Raw genomic sequence first — 18,064 nt, 5'->3', positions numbered from 1 at the left:
TCGGCGTGGGCGCTCAGGGGGACCTCCTGTCAGGCCTCCTCGGCGTCGGCGGGACGCAGGGTGGTGAAGCCGTCCGGCAATGCGGCGTACGCGGCGAGAATACCTGCGACGGCGGGTCCATTGTGGATCATTCCGCTCAGCGCCTTTTGCACGGCATCGAGCAGGGGAACCCATACAACCGGCATGTCCACTTCCTCGTGCCGGCGGACGAACGCGAGCTCCTCCTGCGGGATCGGCGCCACGTCACGGGCCAGGAAGATACGGACGCGCTCGTCCGACATGCCGGGCGAGGAGTAGGTGTCCAGCAGGACCTGCCAGGTCCCGGCCCGGTAGCCGGTCTCCTCGGCGAGCTCGCGCGCCGCGCACTCGGCGAGCGGCTCGCCCGCGACGTCGCGGATGCCCGCCGGCAGCTCCCACAACAGCTTGCGCACAGGATGCCGGTACTGCCGCAGCAGCAGCACCCGGTGGTCGTCGTCGAGCGCGAGGACGACCACCGAGCCGGGGTGGACGACATAGTCGCGGTCGGCGACCTCGTCGCCGGGCATGACCACGGTGTCGGTGCGCACCGTGATCACCCGCGCCTCGAAGCGCGTCTTCCCGCCGCGGACCTCCCAGGAGGCCGGCACGTCGCGGACGTCCTCGCGGGTCAGCTCACCGTTCGGCGTGTCGCCGGAGGTCACGCTCATGCGCCCCGCCCGGCCTTGGTGACGCTCTCGCGCACGTCGGCGTACGTCAGCGCCGCGTCGATCAGGCCGCGGAACAGCGGGTGCGACCGGGTCGGGCGGGAACGGAACTCCGGGTGCGCCTGGGTGCCGACGAAGAACGGGTGGACATCGGTGTCCAGCTCGGCGTACTCGACGAGTCTGCCGTCGGGCGAAAGGCCGGAGAACACCATGCCGACCTGCTCCAGCGGCTCGCGGTAGGCGTTGCCGACCTCGTAGCGGTGACGGTGGCGCTCGCTCACCGTCGCGGCGCCGTACAGCCGCCGCACGATCGACCCCTCGGCGAGCCGGGCGGGGTACAGGCCGAGCCGCATCGTGCCGCCCATGTCGCGCTCGCCCGCCACCACGTCCTCCTGGTCGGCCATGGTGCTGATCACCGGGTCGGCGGTGTCGGGGTCGAACTCGGTGCTGTTGGCCTCCTCCACGCCGGCCAGGTGGCGCGCGGCCTCGATCACCATGCACTGCATGCCCAGGCAGATGCCGAGCAGCGGGACCTGCCGCTCGCGCGCGTGCCGGATCGCGCCGACCTTGCCGTCGATGCCGCGCACCCCGAAGCCGCCGGGGATGAGCACTCCGTCCACGCCGTCGAGCTCGCGCTCGGCGCCCTCGGGGGTCTCGCAGTCGTCGCTCTTGACCCAGCGGATGTTGACCCGCGCGTCGCAGGCGAACCCGCCGGCGCGCAGCGCCTCGGTGACCGACAGGTAGGCGTCGGGCAGGTCGATGTACTTGCCGACCAGCGCGATCGTGACCTCCTTGGCCGGGCGGTGCACCCGGCGCAGGAGCTGGTCCCACTCGTGCCAGTCGACGTCGCGGAACGGCAGGCCGAGGCGGCGGATGACGTAGGCGTCCAGGCCCTCGGAGTGCAGGACCTTCGGGATGTCGTAGATGCTCGGCGCGTCGATGGCCGACACGACGGCGTCCTCGTCGACGTCGCACATGAGGCTGATCTTGCGCTTGAGCGAGGTGGTGATGGGACGGTCGGAGCGGCAGACGATGGCGTCCGGCTGGATGCCGATGCTGCGCAGCGCGGCGACCGAGTGCTGGGTCGGCTTGGTCTTCAGCTCGCCGCTCGGGCCGATGTAGGGCAGGAGCGAGACGTGCAGGAAGAAGACGTTGTCCCTGCCGACCTCGTGGCGGACCTGGCGGACGGCCTCGAGGAAGGGCAGCGACTCGATGTCGCCGACGGTGCCGCCGACCTCGGTGATCACCACGTCCACGTCGGGGGCGGCCATGCCGCGGATGCGGTCCTTGATCTCGTTGGTGATGTGCGGGATCACCTGGACGGTGTCGCCGAGGTACTCCCCGCGCCGCTCTTTGGCGATCACGTTGGAGTACACCTGGCCGGTGGTGACGTTGGCCGAGCCGTGCAGCTCGGTGTCCAGGAACCGCTCGTAGTGGCCGACGTCGAGGTCGGTCTCGGCCCCGTCGTCTGTGACGAACACCTCACCGTGCTGGAAGGGGTTCATGGTGCCGGGGTCGACGTTGAGGTAGGGGTCGAGCTTCTGCATGGTGACCCGCAGGCCGCGGAGCTTCAGCAGACGCCCCAGACTCGAGGCGGTCAGCCCCTTGCCGAGACTGGAGGCGACGCCTCCGGTGACGAACAGATGCTTGGTGTTTGCGGCGCTGCGCAAGGAGGGTCTCCCGTGGTCCGTTCTGATCGTGGCCGTCCGACGGGCGACCTCGTGTCCACGGGCTCTCAGAATATCAAAGGACGCTCGCGAAGTGCCCGAACGGCCCTGGGGGTCCGTTCCCAGCATGCTAACCAAGCGGTAACTTTTCCGGTTATGTCACCCCGTGATGCACTACGTCGGATCTTCAGCGGCCTCGTTCACCGCGCCTGGGCCGCGATCCGCGCGACCGGAGCGGTCACCCCCAAGACTCCCTCCGGGTACCGCTTCCGCCGCCTCGGCGAAGGAGCGTGCCTGTCGTTCCCGCAGGGAGCGATCTTCGGGGAGGCGTGGATCGAGATCGGCGACCACACCCTGGTCGGGGAACGCGTGTCCATCTCGGCCGGGATGGGCCCGGGCGTCGACCTCGGCCCCGACTCCATCGTCCGCATCGGCGGCGGCTGCTCCATCGGGCGGGGCAGCCACATCGTCGGCCACCAGTCGATCGACATCGGCGACGACGTCTTCACGGGACCGTACGTCTACATCACCGACCAGAACCACGTCTACGACGACCCCGAGACGCCCATCGGCCGCCAGTGGCCGCGCAACAACCCGGTGTCCATCGGGGCCGGCTCCTGGCTCGGCGCCGGGGCGATCATCCTGCCCGGCACGCGCATCGGCAGGCAGTCGGTGGTCGCCGGCGGCGCCGTCGTGCGCGGGGAGTTCCCCGACCACTGCGTCATCGCCGGCGTCCCCGCCAGGATCGTCCGCCGCTACTCCCCCGATTCCGGCTGGCACTCCCCCGCCGACGCCGCTCACGGCGACCCTGACGATCATGGCGACCACGGCGATTCCGACGATCACGGCGACCATGGCGGCTCCGACGTCCACGGCATCCAGGGCGGCTCCGAGGTCCCCGGCGGCCTCGCCGGGCACCCGCCCGCGCCGCCCCTCGGCCGGACGCCCTCACCGGCGCGGGGAAAGGCGTCCTCCCCGGTGCCCGGGCGGTCGCCCGCACCGGCTCCCGGTCACCTCTCCTCACCGATTCCCGGGCAGATCTCCTCACCGATCCCCGGGTGAGCCTGCCCGCCGGAGCCGGCGCCGCCCGGCCCCCGCGCCGCCCGGCACCCGGCTTCCGACCGCCCCGCACCCGCCGCCCGCCGCCTCCAGCGCGCCCGCCGCCCGCCGCCAGGGCCCCGGCCCGCCGCGGGCCCTGGCGTCCGGATGCGGACCTGGACCGGGACGGGCGGCCGGGTTACCGTCGCGGCATGCGGACGGAGATCGGTGACAGGTTCGGCGTCGAGTTCCCTCTGTTCGCCTTCAGCCATTGCAGGGACGTGGTGGCCGCGGTGACCAACGCGGGCGGGTTCGGCGTCCTGGGCGCGGTCGCCTACTCCCCCGAGCAGCTCGACCGCGAGCTCTCCTGGATCGACCGGCAGGTGGGCGGCCGGCCGTACGGGGTGGACGTGCTCGTCCCCGGGCAGATCGACAGGGCGGCCGGCGACCCCGCCGCCCGGCTGCTGGACCACATCCCCGAGGTCCACCGCGACTTCGTCTCCCACCTGTTCGCCAAGTACCGCGTGGGGAAGGGCAAGAGCTTCACGCTCGGCTCGGTCGGCGGCCACGCCGACGAGGTCGGGCGCCGGGTCACGCACTCCGGCGCCACCGGCCTCGTCGACGTCGCGCTCCGGCATCCGATCCGCCTGATCGCCAGCGCGCTCGGCCCGCCGCCCGCCGAGATGTCCGACAAGGCGCGGGCCGCGGGTGTGCCGCTCGCCGCGCTGGTCGGCACGGTCGAGCACGCCCGCCGCCAGGTCGCCGCCGGCGCCGAGCTGATCGTCGCCCAGGGCACCGAGGCCGGCGGGCACACCGGCGAGGTGTCCACGATGGTGCTCGTGCCGCAGGTGGTCGACGCCGTGGCGCCCGTCCCCGTGCTCGCCGCGGGCGGCGTCGCGAACGGGCGGCAGATGGCCGCGGCGCTGGCCCTGGGCGCGTCGGGCGTGTGGTGCGGCTCGGTCTGGCTCACCACCGACGAGGCCGAGACGCCTTCGGTCGTCAAGCGCAAGATGCTCGCCGCCACTTCCCTGGACACCGTCCGGTCCCGCTCTCGCACCGGCAAGCCGGCGCGTCAGCTCGTCTCAGCCTGGACCACCGAGTGGGACGAGGCGCCCGAGAGCCCCGGCCCGCTGCCGATGCCGCTGCAGATGCTGCTGGCGGAGGGGGCGCTGGCCCGCATCGGCGACGCGGCGGAGAACGGCGAGGCGGGCGCGCGAGAGCTGGTGAACTCCTTCGTCGGGCAGGTCGTCGGCCAGCTCGACCAGGTGAAGCCCTGCCGCCAGGTGGTCTACGAGATGGTCGCGGAGTTCTCCTCGGCCCTCGACCGCCTGGGGCGCATCACCCGCTCCTGACCGGCGGCCGCGTGGCCGCCGGCGAGCCCGGCCGGCCGCGGACGGCCCGGGCAGCCCGGAATCCGGTGACGTGAGACGAGGGTGCGTGAGCGCGGCTACGAGGGTTGGGACGCCTGCTGGAGGCGGGAGGCGGCCCTGCGGGCGCGCCGTCTGCGCAGGCGGCGGTACGCCCACCAGGAGGGGACGGCGAAGACGACCAGCGCCACGACGACCAGTACAGGGAAGAACACGGCGACCAGGCTCATGCCGAGCGACCCGGCGTCCTCCACGGTGCTCACCACCGGAGCTCCCACACCGGCCGTCGAGACGTTGACGACCGGCCTGGCCGTGGCCTTCATCACGTGCACCGCCAGGGCCACGCCGACGCCGAGCACCCAGCTCACCCAGGGGTTCTGGGTCATCCAGGTCGAGTGGTCGAGCTGGGAGGCGGCCTGAGTGGCGCTGAACACCACACCACCGGCCGCGGGCCGCACCGCGGTCTGGATCATGTCGTTGACGTGATCGACGACCGGCACCTTGTCGAGCACCATCTCGGCGGCGAGCAGCACCCCGATGATCGCGAGCACCCACCCGTTGCTCAGCCACGCGTAGTCGTGCGGCAGCCGGACGGCGTCGGTGAAATTCGCCAGCAGACCGACCACCAGCAACGGGATGTAGGCGTTGAGCCCCGCCGCGGTGGACAGCCCGAGACCTGTCAGCGCCGCGAGCATCGCACCTCCCATCTTCCATGTATTCCGATGGAGAAGACGAATGAGCAGATGCCCAGCGTTCCCGGAGCCAAGCGCCTCACCCCGAAATCGAACCCACGTTCACTATCCTGTCGCCGACACGAGCCGAGCGGAGAAGCCCGTGCAGGGCCCGAACGGAGAACCCGTACAGGGCCCCCAAGCGGGGAGATCCGTGCACGGCCTCCGAACGGAGACACCCATGCAGCGGCCCCGAGCGGAGACACCCATGCGGAGCCTCCGAACGGAGACACCCGTGCGGAGGCCCTGAGCGGCCCGGGCGGGCAGCCTGCCAGGTGGGCCGGACGATCATGCGGCTTGGTGGGTCAGTGGACGCCGGCCTCGCGCATGTCGCGGACTTCGCGTTTGAGTTCCTTGATCTCGTCGCGGAGGCGGGCGGCGACCTCGAACTGCAGCTCGGCGGCCGCGGTGTGCATCTGCTCGGTGAGCGACTGGACCAGCGACTCCAGCTGGGCCCTCGGCATCTCGCCCGCGATGGCCTTGGCGTGCTGGCCGGACTGGCGGGCGCTGAGGCCGGGGACCGGCGCCTTGCCCCGGCTCTGCTGGCGGCCGCCGCCGAGGAACTGCTCGGTGTCGGCGTCCTCCCGGACAAGGGAGTCGAGAATGTCGGCGATCTTCTTGCGGAGCGGCTGGGGGTCGACGCCGTTCGCCTCGTTGTAGGCGATCTGCTTGGCGCGGCGCCGGTTGGTCTCGTCGATCGCGCGCTCCATCGACGGCGTGACCCGGTCGGCGTACATGTGGACCTGGCCGGAGACGTTGCGCGCGGCACGCCCGATCGTCTGGATCAGCGAGGTCTCGCTGCGCAGGAAGCCCTCCTTGTCGGCGTCCAGGATGGCCACCAGCGACACCTCGGGCAGGTCGAGGCCCTCACGCAGCAGGTTGATGCCGACGAGCACGTCGTACTCGCCCATGCGCAGCTCGCGGAGCAGCTCGATGCGGCGGAGCGTGTCGACCTCGCTGTGAAGGTAGCGCACGCGGATGCCGAGCTCGAGAAGGTAGTCGGTGAGATCTTCCGACATCTTCTTGGTCAAGGTGGTGACCAGGACCCGCTCGTCCTTCTCGGAGCGCTCGCGGATCTCGTGGACCAGGTCGTCGATCTGCCCCTTGGTCGGCTTGACGACGACCTCGGGGTCGACCAGGCCGGTGGGGCGGATGACCTGCTCGACCACCTCGCCCTTGCTGCGGCCGAGCTCGTAGGGCCCGGGAGTGGCGGAGAGGTAGACCGTCTGCCCGATGCGCTCGAGGAACTCCTCCCACTTGAGCGGCCGGTTGTCCATCGCCGAGGGCAGCCGGAAGCCGTGGTCGACCAGAGTGCGCTTACGCGAGGCGTCGCCCTCGTACATCGCCCCGATCTGCGGCACGGTCTGGTGCGACTCGTCCAGGACCAGCAGGAAGTCTTCGGGGAAGTAGTCGAGCAGGGTGTTGGGGGCCGTGCCGGGGGCGCGGCCGTCGATGTGCCGCGAGTAGTTCTCGATGCCGGAGCAGGTGCCGACCTGGCGCATCATCTCGATGTCGTAGGTCGTGCGCATGCGCAGCCGCTGGGCCTCCAGCAGCTTGCCCTGCTTCTCCATCGTGGCCAGCGACGCGGCCAGCTCGGTCTCGATGTCGCCGATCGCGCGCTCCATGCGCTCGGGGCCGGCGACGTAGTGGGAGGCGGGGAAGATGTAGAGCTCCTCGTCCTCGGTGATCACCTCGCCGGTGAGGGGGTGGAGCGTCGCGAGCTTCTCGATCTCGTCGCCGAACATCTCGATGCGGACGGCGAGCTCTTCGTACTGCGGGATGACCTCGACGGTGTCGCCCCGCACCCGGAAGGTGCCCCGGGTGAAGGCCAGGTCGTTGCGGGCGTACTGCATGTCGACGAGACGGCGCAGGAGCTGGTCGCGCTCGATCTCTTGGCCGACCTTGAGCCGGACCATGCGGTCGACGTACTCCTGCGGGGTGCCGAGGCCGTAGATGCACGACACCGAGGCGACCACGACGGTGTCGCGCCGCGTGAGCAGCGAGTTGGTCGCCGAGTGGCGCAGCCGGTCGACCTCGTCGTTGATCGAGGAGTCTTTCTCGATGTAGGTGTCGGTCTGCGGGACGTACGCCTCGGGCTGGTAGTAGTCGTAGTAGGAGACGAAATATTCGACCGCGTTGCCGGGCAGCATCTCGCGGAGCTCGTTGGCGAACTGCGCGGCGAGCGTCTTGTTCGGCTGCATCACCAGAGCCGGGCGCTGCAGCCGCTCGATGAGCCAGGCCACGGTGGCGGTCTTGCCGGTGCCGGTGGCGCCCAGCAGGACGTTGTCCCTCTCACCGGCCTTCACTCGCCGCTCGAGCTCGGCGATCGCCGCCGGCTGGTCGCCTGCGGGAGTCATGTCGGTGACGACCTCGAAGGGCGCCACCCTGCGCTGCAAATCGGTTACCGGCCTCACACCTCCATAACCTACGCGCCGCCACCGACAATTCCTGTGCCGCGAGTCCGCCGGGCCACTCGGGCGCCCCGGGCGCCCGGGCACTGGCCGCGGCTTTACCCTGCCATTACCATGACCACGGGGCTTACGGATCGTCGAGGCGGGGCGGGCGCCATGGAGCGCATGGGCAAATTCGTCGCTTGGGTCGGCAAGAACGCCGACGGCGTCATCGCCCTCGTGCTGGCCGTCTTCATCGCCTTCCTCGGCCTCACCGCGAGCGACCAGATCATGGGCCAGCCCAAGAGTGAGCTGATCAGCGGGGTGACCCTTCTCGTGCTCGGCCTGCTGACCGCCGCGATCCTGCGCGACCGCTGGCGGCAGGAGCCCATGGAAGAGACGATCAGGGAGAACTTCCGCACGACCTCCGGCGCGCTGGCCGACCTGCCCGAGCGCCTCGACCGCCTCACGCGCCTCGAGACGGTCGTCGAGAGCGCCCGGCGCGTGCTCGACGACCTGCAGGTGGTCCAGGTGCTGAACGGCTCCGACGAGATCGCCGAGGCGCTCGCCGAGGCTCGGCGGTCCACCGACCGCTGGTACTTCAAGGGCGGCACGGGCACCTATGTGCGGGCGGTGACGCTGCCCGAGCTGGTCGGCGCCGCCCGCAGAGAGCGCAAGGCCCTTCTCGTGCGCCTGGAGATCATCGACCCCACCCACATCGGCGTCTGCGAGGCGTACGGGCGCTTCCGCCGGTCGGTGTCCGACGCGCCCGACGGCACCGGCGAGTACTGGACGGTCGACCGCACCCGCAAAGAGTCCTACGCCACGATCCTGGCGGCCTCCTGGTACCGGCAGCGGTTCAGCCTGCTCGACATCCATCTCGGGCTGTCGGCGACGATGACGACGTTCCGCTGGGACCTGTCGGCCAATCATGTGATCATCACGGTGGAGGACCCCAACCGCGCCCTGATGAGCCGGCGCGGCAGCTTCTATTACGACCACTGCGCCACCGAGCTGATCGCAAGCCTCGATCAGGCCCGGCGCGTGCCCCTGGAGTCGGCGAAGGCGACGCAGGTCGGCGACGAGCCCACCGTCGACGAGGTCCGCAAGCTGTTCGAGGCGCTCGGCCTCGGCCTGCCGAGGTCCTACGGCGACCGCGACGTGGTCGAGATCATCCGCAAGGCCATCCGCGCCAAGAATCCCTACTCGGCATGATGTACCACGATCTGTACGAGGAGCTGGCGGCGGGCGCCGTCCCGAGCGCCCTGCCCGGGCGGGCGCTGCGCCTGCTCCTGGACATCGCGGCGGGCAGGTCCGCGATCAGGGCGGTCCGCCATCCGCTCGGCTTCGTCTGCCTGCCGGTGGAACGCAGCGGCGAGCACGGCGTCTGCGTGCATCTGTGGTCGGACGACCTCCCGGGCGTCGCCGCCACCACCTCCGAGATCCACTGCCACAGCTGGGACCTCGTCAGTTACGTCCTGTTCGGCCAGGTGCGCAACGAGCTCGCCGCGATCGCCGACCGCGGCCCCGGAGCGTCGCATCGGGTGTTCGAGGTGCTCAGCGCGGGTGAGGTCGACAGCATCAGGCCCACGGGCCGCACCGTCACCTATGCCCCGGGCGCGTCGGTGGCCTATCGGGCGGGCGAGGTCTACACGCTGCGCGCCGGGGTGTTCCACCGCAGCGTGATCCCCGAGGGCACCGTCACCGCGACGATCGCCCTGGGCAGCGGGCGCCCGGGCATGGCCGACCTGTCTCTCGGCCCGCTCGGCACGCGCGCCCACCGCGTGGTCCGCCGGCGCTGCGACGATGAGGAGACCGCGCGGGCCGCCCGGCTGGCCGCGGAGCACCTGGCGCGAGCATAGGAGGATCCCATGGATCTCGATCACGCCCGGCGGGTCGCCGTGGAGGCCGCGGAGGCGGCGGGGACGCTGCTCAGAGAGCGCGCGCCGGGCGGGTTCGGGGTCCGCGCCAAGGAGGGCGGCGACCTGGTCACCGACCTCGACCTCGCCGCCGAGAAGCTCCTGCTCGATCGCATCCGGGCCGCGTTTCCCGAGCATCGCGTGGTGGCCGAGGAGTCCGGCGTCTCGGGGGACTCCGCCGCCGCCTGGACCTGGTTCGTCGACCCGCTGGACGGCACCAACAACCTCGCCATCGGCCTGCCGCTGTACGTGGTCGGGCTGGCGCTGTGCCACCAGGGGCTGCCGCGGCTCGGCGTCGTGCACGACCCCGTCGGGAGGCAGACGTGGTCGGCGGTGCGCGGGCGGGGCGCCCTCGGCCCCCGGGGTCCTGTGCCGCTCCCGCGGCGCCCGCGGGGACCGCACGGGCCGGTGATCGCCTGGACGCAGGGGCACGACGTCTCCCGCGACGACCCCGCCGTCCGGTCGCTGAAGGCGGCCCTGGACGTCCGGGCGCGCAGGGTGCTGCAACTGTGGGCGCCCCTGCTGGGCTGGGTGCTGCTCGCGCGCGGCGACATCGACGCCGTGGTGGGCTACCGCGCCGAGGCCGTGGACCTTCCCGGCGGGCTGCTGATCGCCCAGGAGGCCGGTCTGTGCGTGCGGGGGTTCGACGGCGAGCTCTTCGACGGGCACACCGGGCTGCCGGCGCGTCGCAGGAACTTCGTCGCCGCCTGTCCCGAGCTGGTCGACGACCTGCTCGGGCTGGTCACCGCCGCTACGCGGTGAGCAGCAGCGCCGTGACGGTGGCGGCGATGCCCGCCGCGCACAGGCAGAGCCCGGTCAGCACGAACTTGGCCATCGGCACCTTCACCGCGCGGCGGCGGCACCACTCGAACCACAGCAGGGTCGCCAGCGACCCCCACGGCGTGATCAACGGGCCGACGTTGGTGCCGATGAGCAGCGAGAGCAGCTGATCGTGGTTCGCCGGGGCGATCACCCGCTCGCCGGCGTAGTAGGCGGGCAGGTTGTTGACCAGGTTCGACAGCCCCGCGCCCGCCGCGGCGGCGCGGTAGTCGCCCGCGGTGTCGCCCGTGCCGCCGACGAGCGCGCGCATGAGGTCGTCGAGCCCGTACCGGCTCAGCGTGGGCACCACGAGGAACAGCCCGGTGACGAACACCAGGAGCTGCCAGGGGAAGAGCCCCCAGGTGAGCTTGGACCGGTCGCGCCAGGCGAAGGCCGCGATCACCACGAGGGCGGCCACCGCGGCCGCGGCGCCGATCTGGACGCCGGCGAGGATGGCGGCGATGAACAGCAGGCAGGCGCCGCCCGCGACGGTGAACAGCACGCGGTCGCCCACCGGCGCCGGGGACGGCGGCTGGTACCTGTCGGCGCCGCGCTCGCCGCGCCGCCAGTAGAAGACCCACAGGAACAGCATCGTCACGGCGATCGAGGCGGCCTGCGGCGCCCACATGCGGGCGGCGAAGTCGTGGGTGGACAACTCGACGCGGTCCATGGCCAGCAGGTTCGTCAGGTTGGAGACCGGCAGCAGGAGGCTCGCGGTGTTGGCGAGCCAGATCGTGGTCATGGCCAGCGGCAGCGTGGCGATGCGCGCGCGGGGCGCCAGGGCCAGCATGACGGGTGTGAGCAACACCGCCGTCGTGTCCAGGTTCAGAAATATCGTCACGAAAGACGCGAAAGCCGTGCAAAGCAGGAAAAGGGCGACATAGTTGCCGCGTCCGAGGATCGCCATCCGGCCGGCGAGGACGTCGAAGACGTCCGCCTCCTTGGTCAGCTCGGCCAGCACGATCACCGCGGCCAGGAAGAGCAGCAGCGGGCCGATGCGGCGCACGTTGGCGACGGCCTCCTCGGCGGGGAGCAACCCGGTCGCCACGCACAGCAGCCCCGCGGCGAGCACCCCGAGGCGAACCCAGTCGAGCACCGCCAGCCGCCGTATCACGTCCGCCATGATCCCACACCGGCGAGAGATCGAAATCCTCGAAACCCCCGGCGGCGCAAGCGATAATGACGGCGGTGAACGTCCCCGCCCGGCCGGGGCGCGGGCCGGGAACGCGGCGACGAGCGCGAGAGAGAGACCGGGAAGGGCGCCGATCATCAGCGCGGAAAGGGCGGCCGGGACCGGGCGGTCACGCCGGGGTGGCGCACGCGAGGGACGGGAGTCCGCATGGACGGCGGGAACGGCACGCGGATCGACATCTTCATCAGCTACTCCCCCGCCGACGAACGCTGGGCCGGCTGGATCGCCTGGCAGCTGGAGACCGCCGGATACCGCACCATGCTCCAGGCCTGGGACTTCGTCCCCGGCACCAACTTCGTCGACTTCATGGACCGGGGCGTCAGCCAGGCCAAGCTGATGGTGGCGATCCTGTCCAAGAACTACCTCGGGTCCCGCTTCGGACGCCAGGAGTGGCTGACCGCCTTCCGCGCCGACCCCGACAATCCCGGCAACCGGCTGGTGACGATCCGCATCGAAGAGTGCCCGCTCGAAGGACTGCTCTCGACGATCACGTGGGTGGACCTGGTCGGCGTGACCGACGCCGGCCAGGCCAGGTCCCTGCTGCTCGACCGCATCCGGCACACCCTGTCGGGCCGGGCCAAGCCCGAGGAGCAGCCCGGCTTCCCGGGCGCGCCGGCCAAGACCATCCCCGGCACGCTGGTCCAGGAGGCGCGCGGCGGGCGCGCGGCCCCCCTCGGCGGTTCGCCGGAGATCCCCCGGCGACCGGCGTCGCCGGAGCCGGCCGCACACGCGACGGCGCCCGGGCAAGGCGGCCGCACGACGACGCCGGGGCCCGCCGGCCGCACGACGGTGCCGGCACAGGGCGGCCCTACGACGGCGCCGGGCTCCGCCGGCCCTACGACGGCGCCGGAACAGGGCGGCCACGCGACGCCGCCGTACCCGGGCGGAGGCGCCGGGACGGGCGTCCCCCGCCCCGGGCAGGACGTCCTGGCCGGCGATCCGCTCACCGGCGCGGGCGCCCCGTCGCCCGTCCCCGCCGCGGGCGGTGAGCCGCCGTCCATGCGCCACCGGCGCAGGACGCCCGTGACCCCGCCCGCGTTCCCTGCCGCCGCGCGCGTCCAGGGAGAACGCTCCTCGGTCACGATCCTGCACGTCGCCGGGCCCCGCTTCGGGCGCGGGCTCGCCGAGGCGGACGAGCCGCTCGGGGCCGGCGAGCTCCAGTCCAGCGTCTGGGCCGACCTGACGCGCCTGGCCGACGCCGGCGTCCCCCGCCCCGACCTGCTGCTGGTCAGCGGCGACATCACCGAGTCGGGCAGCGTCCGCGAGTACGGCGAGGCGCTCGCGTTCCTGACCGGCCTGCGGGTGCTCCTCGGCCTCGAACAGCGCAGGCTGGTGATCGTGCCCGGCCCCCGCGACGTCACCAAGGCGGCCAGCCGCGCCTACTTCGCCACGTGCGAGGCCGACGACGTGGCGCCCGAGCCGCCCTACTGGCCGAAATGGCGGCACTTCTCCGGCCTGTTCAAGGACGTCTACCAGGGGCTGGCCGACCCCGAGTTCGACAGCGCCCAGCCCTGGAGCCTGTTCGCCGACCCCGAGCTGAAGGTCGTCGTCGCCGGGCTCAACTCCACCATGGCCATGAGCCACCGCGAGGAGGACGCCTACGGCCACATCGGGCAGGCGCAGGCCGCCTGGTTCGCCGAGCGCCTGCGCCCCTTCGAAGAGACGGGGTGGCTGCGCATCGGGACGGTCGGCCACCACCCCTCGGCCCTGCGCGACCGCGGCACGCTCGAACGGCTGCTCGGCACGCGGCTCAACCTGCTGCTGCACGGCGGCGGCCCGGACGAGATCGGCCGGCTCGGCGATCTGCCCTGCGTGCCGTCCCTGGCGCCGGGACGCCACCAGATCATCGAGATCACCCCCGACGGCGTGCGCCGCTGGGCGCGCGACCGGGAGGAGATCTCCCCGCCCGACGAGATCGCCTACGACCGCCGGTCCGTGCACGGCACGTTCCCGCCGGCGAGCACCGTCGAGCGGGTGGCGCTCGACCCGCTCGAGACTCCGCCGGACACCGGCGGCGAGCCCGAGCGGCAGGCGAGCCCGTCGAGCCTGCTGCTGGACCGCATCGCCGAGGTGTGCGAGACGCGCAGCGACCGCACCAAGATCCGCAAGGTGCCGGGTGATCCTCCGCACCTGCTGGTCACCCTCGCCGAGGACGGCTTCGTCCGCCAGCAGCTCATCGGCGCGCACGCGGGCCCGGTCACCGCCGGCGACGTGTCGGCCTTCCTCCGGCAGGTCCACGCGGCCGGCCTGGAGCACGGCTCCGAGCTGGTGTACCAGGGTGTCACCCCGTCGCGGTCCGTCCGGGACGACGCCCTGCGGCGGGGCGTGCGGCTGCGCAGCTTCACCGAGTTCCAGGGGCTGCTCGACCTGTCCGACCACGTCGCCGACCAGACCGCGAGGCTCCTGAGCGACCGCCGCTACCCCGCCGGGCTCTACGTCCCGCAGCGCTACCGTGAGATGGACCGCGCCGGCCAGGGCGTGCGCGACGACCTCACCGGCGAGCTGCTGCGGCTGCTCGCCGCCGACCACGGCCGGTTCGTGCTGCTGCTGGGCGACTTCGGCCGCGGCAAGACCTTCGCCCTGCGGGAGCTCGCGCGCAGGATCCCCGCCGAGCTGCCCCACCTGACCCCGATCCTCATCGAGCTGCGGGCCCTGGACAAGGCGCATTCGGTCGACGGGCTGGTGGCGGCGCACCTGGCCAACCACGGTGAAGAGCTGATCGACCTCAAGGCCTTCCACTACATGCTGCGGCAGGGCCGCATCGTCCTGCTGTTCGACGGGTTCGACGAGCTGGTCACCCGGGTCACCTACGAGCGCGCGGCCGACCACCTCGACACGCTGCTGCAGGCCGCCGAGGACAAGGCCAAGGTCATCGTGGCCAGCCGCACCCAGCACTTCAAGTCGCACGCCCAGGTGCTGACCGCGCTCGGCGAGCGGGTCGGCATGCTGCCGAACCGGCGGGTGCTGAGCGTGGAGGAGTTCACCCAGGCCCAGGTGCGCGCCTACCTCGCCAACCGGTACGGCGGGGACGCGCGCGCGGCCGACGACCGGATGAGCCTGCTCGCCGGCATCTCCGACCTGCTCGGCCTCGCGCAGAACCCGCGCATGCTGAGCTTCATCGCCGACCTGCCCGACGATCGGCTGCGCGCGGTGGCGCAGGCCGGCGACACCATCAGCCCGGCCGGCCTGTACTCCGAGATCCTGGACAACTGGCTGCTGTTCGAGGAGCGGCGCACGCACGTGCCCGGCGCGCCCGGCGGCCTGACCTCCGCCGAGCTGCGGCACGCGGCGACGACTCTGGCGCTGCGCCTGTGGGAGAACGGCGAGTCCTACCTGCGGCCGTCCGAGCTCACGGAGGTCGCCGAACCCCTCGCCGAGCTGGCCGACAGCCGTCTGTCGGCGGGCCAGACCGCGCACGCGATGGGTACGGGCAGCCTGCTCGTCCGCACCGACGAAGGGCTCTTCGGCTTCATCCACTCCTCGGTGATGGAGTGGCTGGTCGCCTGCCACATAGCGCGGACGCTCGGCGAGCCGCTCTCGCGGCGTGCGCTGTCGCCGCTGATCGTGGACTTCCTGTGCGACCTGGCCGACACCGGGCCTCTCCAGGCGTGGGCGGGCCGCACGCTCGCCGACCCGGCGGCCGACGACATCGCCCGCGCGAACGCCATAAAGATCACCACCAGGCTGCGCACCCCCGCCAGGACCGACCTGCGGGGCGCGCGGCTGCACGGCGAGGACCTCTCCTACCGCGACTTCGCGGGCGTCGACCTCACCGGCGCCGACCTGACCGACGCGCAGCTCGTCGGCGCCAACCTCACCCGCGCCATCCTGCGCGACGCCCGCCTCAACGGCGCCCGGCTCGACGAGGCCGTCCTCGCCGGGGCCGACCTGCGGGGCGCCGACCTGACCCGCGCCCGGCTCCCCCGGGCCGACCTGCGCGACATCGCCACCGAACGAAGCCGCTGGGACCGCGCGGCGCTGATCGACGTCACCGCCTCGGCCTCGCTGGCGTCCGACCCCGCCCTGCGCGGCGCCGCCATCGCCCCGGGCCATCCCGTGACCCCCGAGCTGGCGCCCCCGCTCGTCGGCGTGCCGTACGGCTACCACTACCAGAGCAGCCGCCTGCCGCAACCGGTGGCCTACAGCTCCGACGGCGGCCTGCTCGCCTTCGGCAGCGAGGACGGCGGGGTGCTGGTGTGCGACAGCGTCAGCGGATCACCTCTGCGCACCCTGCACGGCCACCGGGGGCGGGTGTACAAGGTGGTCTACGGGCCGGGCATGCTGGTCACCGGCGCCGCGGACGGCACCGTGCGCATCTGGGACCCGTCCATGGGCACCCCGCGCCACGTCCTCACCGGGCACGCCGAAGGGGTGTGGCCGGTCGTGCTGAGCCCGTCCGGCGAGCTGGTGGCCGCGGGCGGCGCCGACGGCGTGATGCGCGTCTGGTCGGCGGCCACCGGCGAGCCGCTGGCCTCGCTGCCCGGCCACACCTCCCCCATCTACAGCGCGGTCTTCCTCCCCGGCAGGCTGGTGACCGGCGACGCGGGAGGCGCCATCCGCGTCTGGGACCTCGCCACCGGCAGGCTCAGCCACTCGCTGACCGGCCACCAGGGCACGGTCTACCGCCTCGCGCTCAGCCCGGACGGCCGCCTGCTGGCCGCCGGCGACCACACCGGGGCCGTCAAGATCTGGAACCCGGCCACCGGGGCGCCGCTGCACGACCTGCGCGGCCACACCGGCCGGGTCTACGCGCTGGACTTCCACCCCTCGGGGGACCTCCTGGTCTCCGGTGACACCATCGGCGCCGTCCGGTTGTGGGATCCGCGCACGGGTCGGCCGCAGGGCGCGCTCGCGGGCCACTCGGGGGCGGTGTACCAGGTGCTCTTCAGCCCCGGCGGCGACACCCTCGCCACCGGCGACAGCGACGGCGTGGTGCGCATGTGGGAGCCGGACACCGGCCGCCAGCGCGCCGAGCTGTCCGGCCACCGCGGTTCGGTGTGGCCCTTCGCCTTCCGCCCGGACGGCCGGCAGCTCGCGACCGCGAGCAACGACGGCACGGCCCGGCTTTGGGACCCCGAGACCGGCCAGTGCCGGCAGACGCTGCGCGGCCACGGGCGGCGCATCAACGCGGTACGGTTCAGCGCGGACGGCACCATGCTGGCCACCTGCGGCAACGACGGGTACGTCCGTCTCTGGGACCCGCGGACCGGGCGCCGGCTGCGTGAGCTGACCGGCACCGCCGACCGGCTCATCTCCGCGATCTTCAGCCCGGCCGGGCCGTTGCTCGCCACCGCCAGCAACGACGGCGGCGTCTACCTGTGGAACGTGGCGGCGGGCACGTTCGAGCGCGAGCTCAACGTCGAGACCGATCACGTCTGGGCCGAGGCGTTCAGCCCGGACGGCGAGATCCTCGCCACGGCCAACGACGACGACAGCGTCCGGCTGTGGTACCGCACCTCGGGACGGGAGGTCGGCAACCTCGCCGACCACCGGGGGCGGGTGCGCTCGATCGCGTTCAGCCCGGACGGCGCCACCGTCGCCACCGGCTGCGACGACCGTGTCGTGAGACTGTGGGATGTGCACTCAGGCAGGCGGCTGGCCGTGCTCGAAGGCCACACCGACCGGGTGTACGCGGTGCGCTTCGACCCCACGGGAAGGCTGCTGGCCAGCGCCGGCAACGACGGCACCGCGCGCATCTGGCAGCTCGGCCCGCAGGGCGCCCTCCCGGCCGCGGAGAACCTGCTGCACACGCTGAGCCGGCACACCGGACGGCTCTGGACGGTGGACTTCAGCCCCGACGGCGTACTGCTCGCCACAGGCGGGGACGACCTGGTCGTGCGGCTGTGGGACGCCGCGTCGGGACGCCACCTGCACACGCTCGTCGGCCACACCCGCCGCGTCTGGTCGGTGGCGTTCTCCCCCTCGGGCGACGTGCTCGCGAGCGCGGGGGACGACGGCGTGGTGATCCTGTGGGACCTCACCGGAGACGTCCCGCTTCAGCGGGCCACCCTGCTCGGGCTGGCCGAGGGCTGGGCGGCGATCAGCCCGGACGGCCGGTACAAGATCGAGGGAGACGTGACGGGGCAGTTCTGGTACGTCATCGGGATGTGCCGGTTCGACCCCGGCGAGCTGGACCCGTACCTGCCCGCAGTACGCCAAATCGCCCTGGACGCCCCCTTCTGAGCCACGCCGCCCCCGACCGCCCACCCGGGCCGCCCGGGCCCTGTCCAACCTCCTCCCGGGCGGCGTCAGACCGCC

The 18,064-nt window shown here is 72.5% G+C and carries 11 protein-coding genes; 6 read left to right on the top strand and 5 right to left on the bottom strand.

Annotated features, from left to right (window positions below):
• Nucleotides 1–29: 29 nt before the first annotated feature.
• Nucleotides 30–686: an NUDIX domain-containing protein gene (locus ACFO60_RS19280; RefSeq protein ID WP_380841859.1), complete on the bottom strand. Its 657-nt coding sequence runs from the start codon at nt 684–686 to the stop codon at nt 30–32.
• Nucleotides 683–2,353, bottom strand: coding sequence for a CTP synthase (locus tag ACFO60_RS19275; RefSeq protein WP_380841858.1), 1,671 nt, complete (start codon nt 2,351–2,353; stop codon nt 683–685). The genes ACFO60_RS19280 and ACFO60_RS19275 overlap by 4 nt, the downstream gene beginning before the upstream one ends.
• A 153-nt stretch (nt 2,354–2,506) precedes the next feature.
• On the opposite strand from ACFO60_RS19275, the gene ACFO60_RS19270 reads away from it, so the two are divergent.
• Nucleotides 2,507–3,412, top strand: coding sequence for a DapH/DapD/GlmU-related protein (locus ACFO60_RS19270; RefSeq protein ID WP_380841857.1), 906 nt, complete (start codon nt 2,507–2,509; stop codon nt 3,410–3,412).
• A gap of 188 nt (nt 3,413–3,600) precedes the next feature.
• The gene (locus ACFO60_RS19265) at nt 3,601–4,740 is read left to right on the top strand and encodes an NAD(P)H-dependent flavin oxidoreductase (RefSeq protein WP_380841856.1); all 1,140 of its coding nucleotides are present in this window, start codon (nt 3,601–3,603) and stop codon (nt 4,738–4,740) included.
• Between the two features lie 95 nt (nt 4,741–4,835).
• Here the strand turns inward: ACFO60_RS19265 and ACFO60_RS19260 are convergent, their stop codons facing one another.
• Together ACFO60_RS19260 and uvrB are read right to left on the bottom strand one after the other, a co-directional pair.
• Nucleotides 4,836–5,450, bottom strand: a complete 615-nt coding sequence (locus ACFO60_RS19260) for a DUF4126 domain-containing protein (RefSeq protein ID WP_380841855.1) — start codon at nt 5,448–5,450, stop codon at nt 4,836–4,838.
• 341 nt (nt 5,451–5,791) lie between these two features.
• Entirely contained in the window at nt 5,792–7,900 is a 2,109-nt protein-coding gene (gene uvrB / locus ACFO60_RS19255) for an excinuclease ABC subunit UvrB (protein WP_380841853.1), read from the bottom strand.
• 162 nt (nt 7,901–8,062) lie between these two features.
• Here uvrB and ACFO60_RS19250 point away from each other — a divergent pair, with 162 nt between their 5' ends.
• Genes ACFO60_RS19250 through ACFO60_RS19240 form a run of 3 tightly spaced genes read left to right on the top strand, consistent with a single transcriptional unit; the run spans nt 8,063 to nt 10,557 of the window.
• The gene (locus ACFO60_RS19250; protein WP_380841852.1) at nt 8,063–9,091 is read left to right on the top strand and encodes a hypothetical protein; all 1,029 of its coding nucleotides are present in this window, start codon (nt 8,063–8,065) and stop codon (nt 9,089–9,091) included.
• Nucleotides 9,088–9,738 carry a hypothetical protein gene (locus ACFO60_RS19245; protein ID WP_380841851.1) on the top strand — a complete coding sequence of 217 codons (651 nt, stop codon included), beginning with the start codon at nt 9,088–9,090 and terminating at the stop codon, nt 9,736–9,738. The genes ACFO60_RS19250 and ACFO60_RS19245 overlap by 4 nt, the downstream gene beginning before the upstream one ends.
• 9 nt (nt 9,739–9,747) lie before the next feature.
• Nucleotides 9,748–10,557, top strand: coding sequence for an inositol monophosphatase family protein (locus tag ACFO60_RS19240; RefSeq protein ID WP_380841850.1), 810 nt, complete (start codon nt 9,748–9,750; stop codon nt 10,555–10,557).
• Here ACFO60_RS19240 and ACFO60_RS19235 read toward each other — a convergent pair.
• The gene (locus ACFO60_RS19235) at nt 10,547–11,737 is read right to left on the bottom strand and encodes an ArsB/NhaD family transporter (protein WP_380841849.1); all 1,191 of its coding nucleotides are present in this window, start codon (nt 11,735–11,737) and stop codon (nt 10,547–10,549) included. The two genes, ACFO60_RS19240 and ACFO60_RS19235, sit on opposite strands and share 11 nt — an antisense overlap.
• Nucleotides 11,738–11,953: 216 nt before the next feature.
• Between ACFO60_RS19235 and ACFO60_RS19230 the strand changes: the two genes are divergently transcribed.
• Complete coding sequence (locus tag ACFO60_RS19230) at nt 11,954–17,989, top strand: WD40 domain-containing protein (RefSeq protein WP_380841848.1); 6,036 nt, start codon at nt 11,954–11,956, stop codon at nt 17,987–17,989.
• Nucleotides 17,990–18,064 lie beyond the last annotated feature (75 nt).

Origin of the sequence: Sphaerisporangium dianthi, assembly GCF_042654065.1 — a bacterium.
Taxonomy (GTDB): Bacteria; Actinomycetota; Actinomycetes; order Streptosporangiales; family Streptosporangiaceae; genus Sphaerisporangium; species Sphaerisporangium dianthi.
Note: the sequence above shows the minus strand (reverse complement) of the source record. Positions and strands in the feature narration are given on the sequence as shown.